This window comes from Streptomyces sp. NPDC054834, assembly GCF_053611185.1.
This window is the reverse complement of record NZ_JBSGZV010000014.1, coordinates 165508-181398: the sequence shown is the minus strand read 5'-3', so window position 1 is coordinate 181398 and position 15891 is coordinate 165508. Positions and strand designations below refer to the sequence as shown.

The following is a 15891-nucleotide window of genomic DNA, read 5'->3' as shown; positions in this document are numbered from 1 at the left end:
GGTCGTCAGGTGGTGAGGACGGCCGGTGTTCGCCGAGACCCCGCGCAGGCTGCGGGCGGCCCGGGTTCGTAGCATCGTCCGTCCCGCAGGAGGGAGAACTGGCCTGCGTTGATGGTGGCGACCGGTTCTGGCGTCATGGTCATGGCATCCGAAGCCAGGCGCACTCGCTCGAACAGCACAAGCGGGCCCGATCACATCCGCGGTCAACGCCGCGCGCTGAGCAGGAACATCTGGCCGGAGAGCGTCGGATCGTGTGCCGTGCGGTCCCGGTCCAGGTCCGCCAGCCAGGCCAAGTGGTCGGCGTTCGTTCCTGATGCACCGGCCCCCGTCACCAGCCAATCCGGGAACGTGCAGAACGGCGTGGCGCGCACATCGCTGAAACCCGCCGCCATGCACTCCGCGCGGAGCGACTCCCGCTCGGTCAACTGCGCCCGCAGCTGGGCCATCTCCGCCGGGGAGTAGAAGGACAGGAACGTCTGGAAGCGGCACGCGGGATCCCACGCGCTCACCGCCAGGAGCCCGCCGGGCCGCAGCGTCCGGAACGACTCGGCGAGGAAGCGCTCGCGCTGGGCTGCGGACAGGTGGTTGACCGTGCCCATCATGCACGTGACGAGGTCGAAGCAGCCATCGCGGAAGGGCATCGCCGTGCCGTCCGCGACGGCGAACCGGCCCGCCCACCGCTCGTCCACGCATACGCGGATCCCCGCGTCACTGAGGTCGATCCCGTACGACTGCACTCCGAACCGGTTGAGCACCTGGGGATAGCGCATTGTGCCACTGCCGACGTCGAGCGAGGTGGCCACGGCGGAGACCTCTCCGATGGCGGTCAGCAACTGGACCAGTTCCAGCCGCTTCTTGGCGCTGTCGTGCACGCCGGTGTGGTCGAACTGAACGTAGAACAGCGCGTCGTACGCCTCGATCCGGGAGTTGGAGTCCCCTAGCAGACCGCGCGTCTCCAGGTCCCTGACGAGCGCTGAGGAGCCGTGCGGTCGGACCGCGTCCGGGGCGGGCGAGCCGGCACGAATCCGGCTGTCCTCATGGCGCTTCCAGGCATCCCGGTATGTGGCGTCCCAGGCGAGCAGCGTCTCGAAGCGGCCGGCCGCTTCGGCGTACCGGCCCCGCTCCTGGAGAGCCCGGGCGCTGTCGTACAGCAGGCGTTTGTCGTCCTCGCCGGGGCCGCTCAGTGCCGCCTGCTCGTATGCAATGGCCGCGGCCGAGTCCGCCCCCAGGCGGTGAAAGGACTCGCCGACCATGTGCAGCGCGCGGGACCGCAATCGCGTATCGTCGGCCGCCGCCTGGAGCAGGCCGACAGCCGCGCGATGCTCCCCTGCCGCGGCCAGCGCCCGGCCCGCCTCGAACGCGGCCCGGACATCATGACGCAGTGTCCGGCCGTGCTGGAGCGCGATCTGGGCGACGGCCGCGGTGACGGTGTCCGGGGTCAGGACCTGCCGGTCCTCGAGCTGCCGCAGCCGTCGCACGGCGAAGCGGGCGGAGCTCATGCCGAGGTACAGGTCGGCGGCGTACCTCGCCGCGGCGGCGTCCGGGGTCTGCAGCAAATCCCGTTCTTTGTCGAGGAACGCCAGGGCCTCGTCCTCGGTGAGCAAGGGCCGCAGCCCGTACACCGTGCCCCTCTCGGTGCCGGCCACGACGACCGAGCCGTCCGGTGTGGTGACGACCGCGGTGACCGGGCTGTCCAACTCGGCCTCGTCCAGAGCGATGCCGTCCAGCACCAGCGTCAGCCGGACGCCATCGGTGGTGATGCGGCGCCCGCTCTCCGGCGGGGCGAGGTCCGCGGCCGCGGGAAGGTGTGAGGCGGCAACCGGCGTGCCGGTGAGGTCGAGGACGAGGATGCCATCAGGATCGTCGAGGACGACATGATTGCCGTCCGGGTCGAGGCGCAGCCCATGGACAGGTGCCGCATGGAGATAGGTCCAGAGCGTCTTCATCGGGCGGCCGCCCTCGATTCCGAGGCGCCCAGCCCTGGGTCGTCGATCAGAGCATTGAGGGCATGGTCGAAGTCGTCGAGCAGTTTGGTGACGGTGGATTCCTCGAACAGCTCGGTGCTGTACTCCAGGAAACCGGTGATCTCCCCGTCCGCGTCGGGCGGGCCGTTTCCGTCCCGCACCTGCCGGCTCTCCTGTAGTACCAGCGCCAGGTCGGACCTGGTGGTGTCGAGGTCGACCGGGACCGGTGTGATCCGCAGCCCCGGGATCTCGAGGCCGGGCCGTCCCGGTGTGTTGTTCAGTACGAGCTTGCTCTGGAAGAGCGGGCTGTGCCGACGGCTACGGGGCGGGTTGAGCGCCTGTACGACCCGTTCGAAGGGCACGTCCTGGTTGCTGAGCGCCTCGAGTACCGTGCCGTGGACACGCGACAGGAGCTCCCGCCGGGTCGGCCCGCCGGCGAGGTCGACGCGTAGCACCAGTTGGTTGACGAAGAAGCCGAGCATCTCTTGCGTCTCCGCGGCGGTCCGGCCCGCGACATCGGTGCCGACGGTCACCTCCTGCTCGCCCGTGTGGGCGGACAGGGCCGCGCTGAGCGCGGTGAGCAGCACAGCGAACGGGGTGGCCCCGGTCGTTCGGCACAGCTGCCGGATCTCGCCCACGGTTTCCGCCGGGATCGAGACCGGGAGCAGCCGGCCCCGGCCGGTGGGCCGGACGGGCCGTGGGTGATCCGTTGGCAACAGGGGCAGATCCGTGACGCCGGCCAGCCTGTGTTTCCAGTAGGCCAGCTGGGCGTCCAGGTGACCCTCGTCGAGCAGCCGCCGCTGCCACACGGCGTAGTCGGCGTACTGGACCGGCTGCGTGGCCGGTTCGGGCTCGCGTCCCTCGGCGAAAGCCTGGTAGAACGCGGCGAGATCGGAGTTGAACAGTCCGAACGACCAGCCGTCGTGCACGATGTGATGCAGTGACAGCAACAGGACATGATCCTCCGGAGCGAGGCGCACCAGGTGGGTGCGCAGGACCGGCCCCTCGGCCAGGTCGAAGGGGCGGTGGTACTCCGCCCGCACCAGCCGCGCCAGTTCAGCTTCCCGTGCGGTCACGGGCAGAGCGGTGAGGTCGACCAGCGGGAAGGGCACCGGCTCGGGCGGCCGGATCTCCTGCCGGGGCGTGCCCATGGGCGCGGTGATCAGGGTCCGCAGCACCTCGTGCCGGGCGACGAGCGCGTCCAGCGCCCGGGACAGCGCCGTGGGGTCGAGCGGGCCGTGGATCCGGTCGAAGACCGGGACGTTGTACCGGGGATCATCCGGGTTCAACTGGTCCATGAACCAGAGACGTTCCTGAGCACACGAGGCCGGCAGCACGCCACCGCGGGGCGTGGCGGTCAGCGGCGGCGGCCCGGCGTCGCCCTCGGGCTCCCGCAGCGCGTCGATACAGTCGGCCAGCTCGGCAAGGGTCCGGTGGTCGAACGGGGCGCGAGCCGGCAGGGCGACGCCCAGGCGCTTGCGCAGGCGGAAGACGACCTGGAGGGTGAGGAGGGAGTGCCCGCCCAGCCCGAAGAAGTCGTCGTCGGGCGTGACGTCGCCGCAGTCGAGCAGCTCGCGCCAGACGTCGGCGACCACCTGCTCGGTACCGGTGAGCTCCCGTGTGGCCGCTGTCCACGCGGCCCGCTCCACGACCTCGGGATCCGCGGCCAGGCGGCGCAGCTGGGTGCGGTCCGTCTTCCCGTTCGAGGTGAGCGGGAGCTCGGGCAGCGGGACGTAATGGGCCGGCAGTACCGGTTCGGGGAGCCAGCGCCGTACGTGGGCGTCGATGTCCGGAATGGTCACCGCGCAGGCCCGACGCCAGTGAGGGTCGTTGGTGTAGCGCCGTGCGTCGAACAGCTCAGCGGGTGGCGTGGCACTGCGGTCCATCAAGGCGGTCGAGGACACAGCGGAATCGGCGCCCGCCCCGCGGCGCACCAGGACGACGTCGTACGCGCCGTCGGACCGCCCTTCCAGCCAGCTCAGTTCCACCTCGTAGGCGCACTGGTCCGCCAGGTCCCACCAGTCCTCCGGTGCGCAGCCGTGCCGGGGCACGGCGCTGGCCCGGGCTCGGAGTTCACCCACGGAGGAGGTAGGAGCACGATCCTCGATGAGGTCGCGCAGAGATCGGGCCGCGCACAGCCGGGCGTTGGGCACGCCGGTGAGACGGAGACACTCGGGGTGCTCCTGCTCCAGAAGTCGCCGGAGCTCGCCCGGCGTGAGCGGTGTGGTGGCCCAGTCGAGCTCCACGCCGGATCGCTGCGGCGTGGGTGCCTTGGGACCGACAGTGAGGACGGCGTCGTACCGGTAGTGGCTGAGCTCGTTGTCGTAGCGGCCGCGCTTGGGCAGGACGCGGACCTGCGCGACCCGGGGCCAGCGAGCCGCGAGTTCCCTGAACAGCCGGGGGTCGACACACAGTTCCGGGTCGAGGGCCCGCCGTCGGCGGATCCTGGACCGCAGTTCGGCGATGCGCATGTTCGCCGGGGCCCGGTGTACCTGGACGGACGTGTGGAACAGGTCGAGGAGGGGCAGGCTGCGCAGATCGCCGAGGAAGACGTGGCCGCCGTCGGGCACCGCGTCGACGGCCTGCCGGACCACATCCAGCAGGTGGTCGGCCGAGGGGAAGTACTGGGCCACCGAGTTGAGCACCACCGTGTCGGGTGCCGGGTCCCCCGCCTCCGGGGTGATGCTCTGGTGCGCGGGAGCCGTGCGGACCTCGACCCGGCCGGGCGGGAGGTCCAGGGCGGCCACCGTGCGCTGTACGTACGCCACGGCGGCGGCCGAGACATCGGTGGCCCGGTAGCTTCGGCACCCGGCCGCCAGGTTCAGCAGGATCATGCCGGTGCCGCTGCCGATTTCCAGGACGTCACGGGGCCGCAGGGTGCTGATGCGGCGGAGCGTGTCGTCCAGCCAGCTGCGCATCTCCGCCTCGTCCAAGGGCCGACCGGTGTAACTGCTGAGCCAGCCCGCGAGGTTGAAGGGGGTGTCGCGGTCCCCCGGCAGATCACCGTAGGTGGTCTCGTACAGGCGGCGCCACTCCTCGACGCGGTCTCCGTCCCAGTTCCGGTCGCGGCTGGAGCCGTCTCGCAGGCAGACGAAGGCGACGATCCGCTCGTCGCCCGGTGCCCGGCGCACCATCTCGACGGCGCATTGCCGTACCTCTGGATGGCTGCGTACCGCGGCCTCGACTTCAGCGGGTTCAAGCCGGTGGCCGCGCACCTTGACCTGGTCGTCCCGCCGCCCCAGGTACTCCAGCTCGCCGCTGGGCAACAGCCTGACCAGGTCTCCGGTTCGGTACAGCCTGGCGCCCGGAATCGTGCCGAAGGGGTCGGGCACGAAGCGTTCGGCGGTGAGCGCGGGCCGCCTCCAGTAACCCTGGCCCACTCCGGCGCCGCCGACACAGGCCTCGCCCGGCACGCCGACCGGCACCGGGCGCAGCGCCTCGTCCAGGACGTGGACGCGGACATTGGCGATCGGCCGGCCGATCGGCACCCGGCCCCCGCTCCCCGCCGGCGGACTGCTCCTTGCCTCGAAGGCGGTACAGGCCACAGCGGTCTCGGTGGGTCCGTACTCGTTGATGATCCGGACCGCGGTCGTACCCGCGCGCAGCGCGGACAGGGTGTCCTCGTGCAGGTCCTCCCCGCCGAGGATGACGGTCCGGGCGGGCAGGATGAGCGGACCGCCGTCCGCGGACTGCTCCAGGAGCCTCAGGTGCGAGGGCGTCAGTTTGACGAAGCTCAGGTCAGCGGCGTTCGCCAGCAGATCGTGCAGAGCGGCGTCGGGGGTGTCGTCGGCGGTCGGTGCCGGCAGGAGCACGCGCTGCCCGGCGAGCAAGGGCGCGAAGACACTCGTCACGGTCAGGTCGAAGGCGAGCGGCGAGTGCACGGGTACGCCCGTTCCGGCAGCCGCGGAGTAGTGGTCCTTGGCCCATTGCAGGTAGTTGACGACGTTGCGGTGGGTGAGCAGGGCCGCCTTGGGGCGGCCCGTGGAGCCCGATGTGAACATGAGGTAGATGAGGTCGTCCGCCGAAACCGGGACATCCGGGGCGGTCGAGGGCCGTCGTGCGATCGCGTCGGCTTCAGCGGCCGGCCGGACGACTCGGGCGCCGGCCGGGTCCACCTCTGCCGGCAGGCCGTCGGACACCACCAGGACGGCGGCCTGACTGTCGGCGATCATGGCGTTCGTCCGGGACGGGGGATGGGTGCGGTCGAGCGGCACATAGGCGCCGCCGGTCTTGAGGATCGCGAGCAGTGTGGTCACGGTCTCGGGTGCGTGATCCATCAGCACGGCCACCACGGTGCCGGGTCGGGCCCCGGCGTCCCGCAGATGGTGGGCGAGCCGGTTTGCCGCGCCGTCGAGTTCGGCGTACGTCAAGGTGTGATCCGCGGCGCACACCGCGATGGCGTCGGGCGTGCGGGTCGCCTGGGCCGCCACCAGTTCGTGCAGGGGGGTCGCGCAGGACTCGGTGCCGGTGTCGTTCCACTCGCTCACGATCCGCCGCAGTTCGCGCGCGGACAGCACCGGCAGGGCCGAGAGACGCCGGTCGGGGTCGGCGGCAACGGCGGAGAGCAGCACGGTGAGGGAGTCGGAGAGCCTGCCGACGGTGGCGGCGTCGAAGAGGTCAGTGGCGTAGTCGACCAGGCAGTCGAGCCCTTCGTCGGTCTCGAGGATGTTGAAGTCGAGGTCGAAGCGGGAGGACTCGGCCGCCGTGTCGAGCAGCGTCACTGTCAGGCCGGACGGGGCACCGGTCACGGCCGGTGTGTTGTGCAACGTGAGATTCACCTGGTACAGCGGGTTGCGCGCGAGGTCACGCTCGGGGAACAGGCGCTGGGCGATCAGGTCCACCGGGACGTCCTGGTGGGCGTGCGCCTCCAGGCAGGTCCGGCGTACCCGTGCCAGATGTTCCGTGAAGCTGGGATCGTCGTCGAGGCGCACCCGGAACAGCACCGAGTTGGCGAAGAAGCCCACCAGGTCGTGGAGTTCGCTGTGCCGTCGGTTGGCGACGGCCCCGCCGATGAGCATGTCGCGCTGACCGCTGTAGCGGTACAACACGGTGGCGAGCGCGGCGAGTAGCGTCATGTGGAGCGTGGCTCCCTGCCGTACGCCCAGCTTGCGCAATGCCTCGGTGAGTGCCGCGTCGACCACGAAGTGGTGAGTGGCGCCCCGGTGGCTCTGCACGGGTGGCCGGGGCCGGTCGGTGGGCAGGTCGAGCCGGTCGGGGGCACCGCTGAGGTGCGATTCCCAGTAGGCCAGTTGACGCCGGGCCTCCTCGCTGTCCTCGTAGGCCGCCTGCCAGCGGGCGTATCCGCCGTACTGCACCGGCAGGGGCGTCAGCGGGCTGGGCAGGCCGAGCGAGAACGCCTCGTGCAGAACGGTCAGTTCCCGGCCCAGGACAGCGAGAGACCATCCGTCGACGGCGACGTGGTGGAACACGGCCAGCAGCACCGACTCCTCGGCGGAGAGCTGTAGCAGCCGGAACCGCGTGGGCGGGGCGTCCGACAGGTCGAAGGGGATGCCGCGCTCGGCCGCGATGAGGCGGTCCGCCTCGGCGGCGCGGCGTGCGGGCGGGAGTCCACGCAGGTCGACGACGGCCAGCGGAACATGCGTGGCATCCCGGACGCGTTGCACGGGGACGCCGTCGATCACGGGGAACACGGTGCGCAGGATCTCGTGCCGGGCGGTGATCTGGTTCAGGCAGCGGTGGAGCACGGCCGGGTCGAGCCGCCCGGTGAGCCGGAACGGGTTGACGCTGGTGTAGGCGGAACTCTCCGGCTGAAGCGCGCCGAGGAAGAGGATGCGGCGCTGCGCGGAGGACACCGGTGCGTCGCCCTCGGCCGGCCCGGCGAACAGGCTCAGCGGCGGAGTGATACGGCGTTCGCGCAGCTGCCGAAGCAGTTCCGCGCGTTGCTTCGGGGTGAGGTTCTGGATCCGCTCGGCGAGGTCGGCTTCAGGCATGGTCCTCCTGTCGCTCCAAGGCGTCCATGAGCGCGGTCAGTTCATCCGCTCCAGTGCCGGGCCGGGTGGTGCCCGATGCGGCGACGATCTCCTCGGCAAGGCCTGCGAGGGTGGGCTGACCGAAGAACGCCTCGAGGGTCACATGGGCGCCGTAGCGCTCCTGGACATGGGTGATGAGGACCGTTGCCAGGAGCGAATGGCCGCCGCACTGAAAGAAGTTGTCGTACCGTCCGATTCCGGTGCGACCGAGGAGCTCCTCCCACAAGCCGGCCAGTTCACGTTCCATGGGGCCGACAGGCGCGGAGTGGGCGGCCGGCGCCGGGACGGCGGGCAGGGAAGCGTCCCGCAAGGGCGCGACCATGAGACGGCCGTCTCCAGCTGACCGCACCGCGACGCCGGCCGGCTTCGCGGGACCGTCCGGCCTGTCGAGGCGGAAGAGTTCGCCGACCGCTCCCCGAGGGGCGGGCTGGCCGTAGGGGTCGCGGACGGTCAGTACGGCATCGGCGGGCAGGTCCGCGAGGGCCGTCGCCCGGCGCAGCTCATCCGGCAGCGCGTCCGGGGTGTACGGGTGTTCCTCGGCCAGCGGGATGTCCCGCACAGCGCGGTCGGGTCGGCCGGCCAGCTCCCGCAGCGCCCGTTGCCAGGCCTGGCCCAGGGCGGCGACGGTGTCCCGGTCCCACAGCTCGGTCGCGTAGTCCAGGGTCGCCGACAACCGGCCGGCCGTGTTCGTGACGGTGCACACCAGGTCGAAGGTGGTGACGCCGGTGGCCGACTCGCGCATCCGGATGCGCAGCCCCGGCACCGACAGGTCGTCGTCCGGCTCGACGATCATCTGGAACACGACCTGGAACAGCGGATTCCGGTTGGCTTGCCGGGCCCCACCGTGCGCCGCCACCAGCCGCTCGAAGGGCAGTTCCTGATGTTCGTAGGCGTCGTGGCAGGTCTCCGCGGTGGCGCGCAGCACGTCGCGCAGCGTGTGGTCGTCACGCACCAGGATCCGCAGCACGACCATGTTCACAAAGGAGCCGATCACGTTCTGGGTCTCGGGACGGGCCCGGCCGGACACGGTGGAGCCCACCGCGAGGTCGGCCTGACCGCTGTAGCGGTGCAGCACGACATAGAAGCCGGCCAGCAGCGCCATGAACAGGCTCACTTCCTCCTCTCGGCACAGGGCACGCAGTCGGTCCGCGAGCTCGTCGTCGAGCGGGACGGTGTGCGCCCGGCCGTGGTAGGAGGGCTTCTCGGGACGCGGGCGGTCGGTGGGCAGGACAAGCTCCGGCAGGTCGCGGACACGTTCACGCCAGTGGGCGAGGAGCCGGTCGTGGCCGCCGGTTGTCCCGACACGCTGTTGCCAGGCCGCGAAATCCGCGTACTGCAAGGGGAGTTCGGGAAGCCCGTCCGCGGTTCCGGCGACGTGGGCCCGATACAGTGCGGAGAGCTCTCGCAGGAAGAGATCCAGCGACCAGGCGTCAGCGACGATGTGATGCAGCGTCACCAGCAGAACGGCCCGCTGCTCGGTGAGCCGGACCAGCGTGGTCCGGAGCAGGGGAACACGCCGCAGATCAAAGGGTTCCGCGGCCTCCCGCCCGGCCAGGTCGGCGACCAGCTCCCGCTCGTCCACCGGGGTGTCCCGCCCGAGCAGGGAGCGTAGATCAAGAATGCGCAGCGCGGGCTCATGGTCGGTGACGATCTGTCGCAGCTGTCCGTCGAGGACTCGGAAGCAGGTACGCAGGCTCTCGTGGCGGAGCACACATCCACGTACCGCCGCGTCCCATGCCGCGGGGTCGACGTCACCGGTCAGGTCGAGGACGCGGGCGACCGTGAACACCCCAGCCTTTTGGGCAAGTTCGTCGAGAAAGTACATCCGCGTCTGGGCGTACGACGCATCGCTCACCAGGGCGGACACGGTCCGGCCGGTCATCCCGGTCACCTCCGCCCGGTCGCCGCGACCGCCTCGGCCATGGCGACGGCGATCGTACGGGGCCGGGTGAAGGGCTCCCGGCCGTGCGCGGTGAGCATGTTGTCGATGACCAGGACATCGTCGCGGACGTAGTCGAAGCGGGTAGCCGCCGACCGGTAGCAGTCGCGGATGTGCGCCACGACGACGTCGGGGATGTCCGCGCCGTCACCGAAGTAGCTCTGGTTGGGCAGATCCTCCTTGCCGAAGAGCTCGAGCATGCCCTCGCGGTTCTCCGGCGACAGTGTCGAGAGGTGGAAGACCGCAGCGTGGTTGAACCACACGTCCTCCCCCGTCTCCGGGTGCCGGTGTACGGCCTCACGTACCGAGGACGTCCGCAGCCTGCCGTCCGCACGCCACTCGACGGCGACACCGTTGGCCGCGCAGAACCGCTCCACCCGCACCCGGTCGTCGGTGCCGAAGACTTCCTGCCAGCTCAGCCCGAACTCGGAGCCGAAGTTGCGCACCACCTTCCAGCCGCGCCGCTCGAACTCCTCGCGCACGGCGGGATCGAGGGAGCGCAGCACATGGCGCGTGTCCGACAGCGGGGTCGCCCCCCGGCTCCCCGGTGGTTCGACGCAGTAGAAGTACAGGCTCATCGGCCAGGACGTGCGGTAGGAGTTCTCGTTGTGGAAGAAGATCTCTTCGTGCGGCGGGTACTCGGTGGAGGTGTACACGCGGCCCTTGATCGTGCTGCGTGGCGAGGACCGTTCCTCGTAGGGCAACGGGGCCTCACCGGACAGTTCCCGGACGGCGGACTCGAACCCGTCCACTCCGCCGACATCGAAGCCGCGCAGCAGCACGGCGCCGTTCCCGCGCAGCCGCTGCCGTATCCCGGCCCGGTCCCGGCTGATCCGGTCGACGAGTTCCTCGCCGTCGTGAGCCTCGATGACGTGTGGCAGCTCCACGGCCCTCACTTCCGTTCGGCCGGCGGCTCGAAGCGGAGCTCATCGGAGCAGAAGGCACGCCACTGCGGCGTCACCGCCTCCCACAGCACCCCTTGGTCGGCCTGGACCGGGTGACGTACGACGGCCAGATCCTCCCGCAGATACACCACGGTGTCGTCAGGCAGATCGCGCTGCTCCTGCGCCGCCGATTCGGCCCAGTCGGCGAAGCCGCGCACATCGCCGAGGAGACAGCCCAGGTAGTACGGCGTCATCCTGCGGCCTCCCGCTCGATCCTGCGGCGAAGGCTCAGCGGCCTCATGTCGGTCCAGACAGTCTCGATGTACTCCAGGCACTCCTCGCGCGATCCGCCGTGCCCGGTGTCCTCCCAGCCGTCCGGTCGCGGCTGTTCGGCAGGCCAGATCGAGTACTGCTCCTCGTGATTGACGACGACCCGGTACTCTGCCGGGTTGCCGCCGTGCGGTTCAGGCGTCACTTAACCCTCCTCGTAGGCGATGCGTTGGCGAGCCACAGGGACGATCCGATCGAACGCGCCGGGGCCGTCGTCCGTCCCGCCGCATGCGCCGGACTCGGCGAGCAACTGCTCGACCAGCGGCGCCAGCCGGGCCACCGTCGGAGCCCGGAAGAAGGCCCTTACGGTGATGTCCACGCCCCAGGTGTCATGAGCGGCCGCGATCACTCGCATCACCATCAGCGAGTCGCCGCCGTGGCTGAAGAAGTCGTCGTGCACGCCGATGTCCGCGCGCCGCAGCACGGCGCGCCACAGGTCGAGCAGGGTGTGCTCGACAGAGGTGCGGGCGGGACGACCGGTGCCGGGCGGGGCGACCTCGGTGCCGCGGGCCCGCGACAGCGCGGCGCGGTCCAGCTTGCCGTTCGGGGTGAGCGGAAGCTCGGTCAGCAGCACCAGACGGTCGGGCAGCATGTACAGCGGCAGGTGCTCGCGCAGAGCGGCGTGCCAGTCCACGCTTTCCTGACCGGAACCCGGTACGAGGTAGGCGTGGAGGCGCCGCGTGTCCTGCTCACCCTCGGTGAGGACGACGGCGTCCCGGACGCTCGGGGAGCGGCGGAACGCGGCTTCGATCTCGCCGAGTTCGACGCGATAGCCGCGCACCTTCAACTGATGGTCGCGGCGACCGAGGAACTCGATGCGCAGGCCTTGCGGCCCGTGCCGGTAGCAGCCGCGGTCGCCGGTTCGGTACATACGCGCGCCGGGCCGGGTGGCGAAGGGGTGCGGCACGAAGGCATCCGCGGTGCGGCCCGGGGCGCCCAGGTAGCCGCGGCTGAGGGTGGGGCCCGCGATGTACAGGGTGCCGGGCACTCCCGGCTGTACCAGCTGCATCCGGTCGTCGAGGAGATATGCCTCGGTGCCGGGCAGGGGTGTGCCGATGAGCACGGATCGGGTGTCCCGGTCCTCGGCGCCGACGGTGAAGTAGGTGCTGTCGATGGTGCCTTCGGTCAGCCCGTAGCAGTTGACCACGTCCGTTTCCGGTCCGCACAGCCGGCGGATCCGCTCGAGCTCGTCGGCGGGGAAGGTGTCGGAGCCGACGATGAGCAGCTTGAGGAATGCCAGGTCCTCGCGGCTCTCGGCGACGTGCGCGGCCAGGGTGCGCAGCACAGTGGGCACGAAGTCGGCCACGTCGACGCCCTCGTCGCGCATCAGTCGCAGCAGCCGGGCAGGCAGCAGCAGCGTCTCGCGTGGGCAGACCACGAGGGTCGCGCCGGAGCCGAAGCAGCGGACGAGCTCGCCGAGGTAGCCGTCGAAGCTGAAGTTGGCCATCTGCAGATGGCTGCGGATCCGTCCGCGCAGTGCGAAGGCGTGCTCCCACGCGAGCTGGATGCGCCGGAGCGATCCGTGTGTGGCCATGACACCTTTCGGGCGCCCCGTCGAGCCCGACGTATACATGACATAACAGAGGCTTTCGGCGCCGAGATGACGCTCGGGCCGGTTGTCGGGGAAGTGCGTGGGGTCGGCGCCGTTGGGGTCGGCGACCATGCTGCGCACCGGATCGCCGGCCAGGTCGGAGACGAGCCACTGCTGTGTGACCACCACGTCCACGCCGGCGTCGGCCACGATCATCGCGCGGCGGGGGGCGGGGCTGTCGAGGTCCAGCGGTACGTGGGCGGCGCCCGCCTTCCACACGGCGAGGACGGCGACGACGCTCTCGGCGGAGCGCTCCATGTAGATGCCGACGCGGGAATCGGGCGTGACACCCGCGCCGCGCAGCCTGTGGGCCAGCCGGTTGGCGGCGCGATCCAGCTCGCCGTAGGTGAGCCGGACATCACCGTGTACCAGGGCGGGAGCGTCCGGCTTGTGCTCGGCCCACTGCTCGAACACGTCCAGGACGCAGTCCTCGGCAGGCGCGACCGGGGCGCCCGTCGCGGCGTCGAGCAGCAGTGCGCGGTCCTCGGGGGCGAGTGCACCGGTCAGGCCGACGGGCTGCTCAGGGTCCCAGGTCATGTCGTCCAGCACGGACTGCCACCGGCGCAGCAGCCCGTCGATGGTCTCGGCCCGGTAGAGCTCACTGTCGTACCGGGCGAGTACGGCGGTGTTCCCCTCCTCGGCGAGTACGTCGACGGCCAGGTCGAACTGGGCGACACCGAGTTCCACCTCCTCGACGCGCGCGGTCAGACCGCCGGGTCCGGTGCGGGTGGAGGGTGTATCGAGGTACTGGAAGGTGATGCCGAAGAACTGGGCGTCACCCTCGGCGCGTTCGGCGCTGAGCGTGGAGACGACGTCCTGGAAGGCGACAGCTCGGTGTTCGTACGCCCCCAGGCAGGTCTGCCGCACCCGGGCCAGAGCCTGCCGCACGGTCGGCTCGCCGGACAGGTCGGTGCGCAGGGCGAGCATGTCGACGAAGGGGCCTATCAGCGGGTCGGCGTCGATGTCCTCCCGCAGCGTGCCCGGCGTGCCGACCACGATGTCGTCCTGGTCCAACTGGCGCGAGAGCGTGATCACGAAGGCGGTCAGCAACACCATGAACCGGGTGACGCGCTCGGTACGGGCCAGATCCCTGACGCGGTGCATCAGTTCGGAGTCGAGCGTCCGGCGTGCGGTGGCAGCGGGTGGGGTGGACCGTTCGGGGGGCGTGCGGTCAGGAGGCAGCCGCCGGACATCGGTGAGCCCGGACAACCGCTCGCGCCAATAGGACAGTCCCGCCTCGTATGCGGGGGTGCCCTCGCGCAGGTGCCGACGTCGGGCTTCGAGACCGGCGTACTGGGCGGGCAGCGAAGCCAGGTCGGGGTCGCGGCGCTCGGCCTGGGCAGCGACGAGTTCCAGGAACTCGTCGAGGAAGATCTGCCGGGACCGGCCGTCGCAGATGATGTGATGCCAGTTCAGCAGCAAGGTGTGATCGTCGTCGGCCGAGCGCAGCAGCACGGTGCGGATCAGAGGGCCGGTTTCCAGATCGAAGGCACGCCGGGCGTGCTCCCCGGCGAGACGCTGAGCCTCGGCGGCACGGAGCCGGGGGTGCAGCCCGGTCAGGTCGATCAGCGGAGTGGTCACCGGCAGTACGGGCTCTATGCGTATACGGGGGATGCCGCCGTCAGCGGGGAAGCCGGCGCGCAGGACGTCGTGCCGGCGGACGATCTCAGCCACGGCGCGGGCGGTCGCGTCGGGGGCGAGCGGTCCGGTCAGCCGGATCGCCGAGCACGAGGTGTACAGCGCGGTGCCGGGGTGCATCCGATCCAGGAACCACAGGCGCTCCTGGGCCGGGGACAGCACGTCCGTCCCGGACGACATGTGTCCGGACCGGGGCCGGGTGCCGGGTGTGCCGAAGCTCATGCGACCTCTCCTGCCGGGCGGTCGTCGGCGCGGGACCGGGCGATACCGGTCAGCGTCCCGGTCACTGCGATCGTCAGTACGGCGACACCGATGACGAGACAGATCGTGGGGACGCCGACTCTGGCGGCAGCCGCGGTGGTCAAGGCCGCGCCGATCGGCCCCAGCGCCGTGTGGATGGTCCAGAACGAGGACGTGACCCGGCCCAGCAGATGGGCCGGGGTCACCTCCTGACGCAGTGACATGGAACAGATGCCGGCGATGCCGGTGCACATCAGCGTGATCGTCATCAGCACGGCGATCACCGGAACGCTCCGGGACAGGCCGATCCCGACGACGGCGCAACCCGCGAGCGAGAACGCACTGATCCAGCTCACACCGAACCCGAGCCGTTCACGCACCCGGGCGACCGCCGCGGAGGCGATGAACGAGCCGACGGTCCCGGCCGTCAGCACATAGCCGACCGTGGTGTCCGGGTGGTCCAGCTCGTGCTTGACGAGGTAGATGACAAGGTCGGTCAGGCCGTAGATGAGGAAGGTGATCAACGACAGCAACAGGGTCAGGGGACGCAACACGGGGTGCGCCCACAGGAACTTCGCGCCGGCCAGGAACTCCTGGCGCGTGTTTCCGCGTCGGGCGGCATCGGACGGCCGGGGCTTGCCGTCGAACTTGACGAACAGGACGCCGAGTGCGGAGACCGCGAAGGTCGCAGCGTCGATGCCGATGGCGGCGGCCGGCCCCACGGACGAGGCCACGAAGCCCGCGAGCGCCGGTCCCGCGACGCTGGCGACCGCGTACGTGGCGTACATGTGGCCGTTGGCCTTGGTGATCTGGTCCGGCTGGACGATGGCCGGCACCACGGTCACGTAGGTGACCTCGAAGAGCATCGAGAAGCCGCCCGCGAGGGGGACGACGGTATAGATCAGCCAGACAGGCGTCGAATGGATCCATGCCAGCGGGATCAGAAGGAAGAGCAGACAGCGCGCTCCGTCGGCGAGCATGAGAAGCCGCCTGCGGTCGAAGCGGTCAGCGACGACACCGGCGAACAGGCCGGTCAGGATCGACGCGACACCGGTGAGCCCGGTGACAAGGCCCATTTGCAGGATCGAACCCGTGCTATGCAGCACCAGCAGCGGTAACGCGACATATGAGAAGGAGTCGCCTAGGGCCGAAAGAGTCTGAATGCTTAAGAATATGCGATACGCAGGGTTGCTCCACAAAGACGGCGGACCATCCCCCGTACCCGCCGGCCGTGCCTGATCTTTGGACAGTTCCCCTGACGGCACAGGTTCCCCCAATCCAGATCTGCCGAAAGTAGTAGATCACACGCCCCAGA

8 protein-coding genes are annotated in these 15891 nt (G+C 70.4%); all 8 read right to left on the bottom strand.

Going from position 1 to position 15891, the window contains the following annotated elements; all coding sequences use genetic code 11:
* Positions 1 to 203: 203 nt before the first annotated feature.
* From ACWGJM_RS20775 to ACWGJM_RS20740, 8 genes are read right to left on the bottom strand one after another with little or no spacing between them, the layout of a single operon-like run.
* The gene (locus ACWGJM_RS20775; RefSeq protein ID WP_453413151.1) at positions 204 to 1946 is read right to left on the bottom strand and encodes a methyltransferase domain-containing protein; all 1743 of its coding nucleotides are present in this window, start codon (positions 1944 to 1946) and stop codon (positions 204 to 206) included.
* On the bottom strand, positions 1943 to 7915 hold the full coding sequence (locus ACWGJM_RS20770; RefSeq protein ID WP_453413150.1) for an amino acid adenylation domain-containing protein: 5973 nt from the start codon (positions 7913 to 7915) through the stop codon (positions 1943 to 1945). The genes ACWGJM_RS20775 and ACWGJM_RS20770 overlap by 4 nt, the downstream gene beginning before the upstream one ends.
* Positions 7908 to 9836, bottom strand: coding sequence for a condensation domain-containing protein (locus tag ACWGJM_RS20765; RefSeq protein ID WP_453413149.1), 1929 nt, complete (start codon positions 9834 to 9836; stop codon positions 7908 to 7910). Before ACWGJM_RS20765 ends, ACWGJM_RS20770 begins: the two co-directional genes overlap by 8 nt.
* Before the next feature lie 5 nt (positions 9837 to 9841).
* Complete coding sequence (locus ACWGJM_RS20760; protein ID WP_453413148.1) at positions 9842 to 10780, bottom strand: TauD/TfdA family dioxygenase; 939 nt, start codon at positions 10778 to 10780, stop codon at positions 9842 to 9844.
* A gap of 5 nt (positions 10781 to 10785) precedes the next feature.
* The gene (locus ACWGJM_RS20755; RefSeq protein ID WP_453413147.1) at positions 10786 to 11031 is read right to left on the bottom strand and encodes a hypothetical protein; all 246 of its coding nucleotides are present in this window, start codon (positions 11029 to 11031) and stop codon (positions 10786 to 10788) included.
* Complete coding sequence (locus ACWGJM_RS20750; RefSeq protein ID WP_453413146.1) at positions 11028 to 11252, bottom strand: MbtH family protein; 225 nt, start codon at positions 11250 to 11252, stop codon at positions 11028 to 11030. The genes ACWGJM_RS20755 and ACWGJM_RS20750 overlap by 4 nt, the downstream gene beginning before the upstream one ends.
* Complete coding sequence (locus ACWGJM_RS20745; RefSeq protein ID WP_453413145.1) at positions 11253 to 14558, bottom strand: non-ribosomal peptide synthetase; 3306 nt, start codon at positions 14556 to 14558, stop codon at positions 11253 to 11255.
* Entirely contained in the window at positions 14555 to 15775 is a 1221-nt protein-coding gene (locus ACWGJM_RS20740; RefSeq protein ID WP_453413144.1) for an MFS transporter, read from the bottom strand. The genes ACWGJM_RS20745 and ACWGJM_RS20740 overlap by 4 nt, the downstream gene beginning before the upstream one ends.
* Positions 15776 to 15891 lie beyond the last annotated feature (116 nt).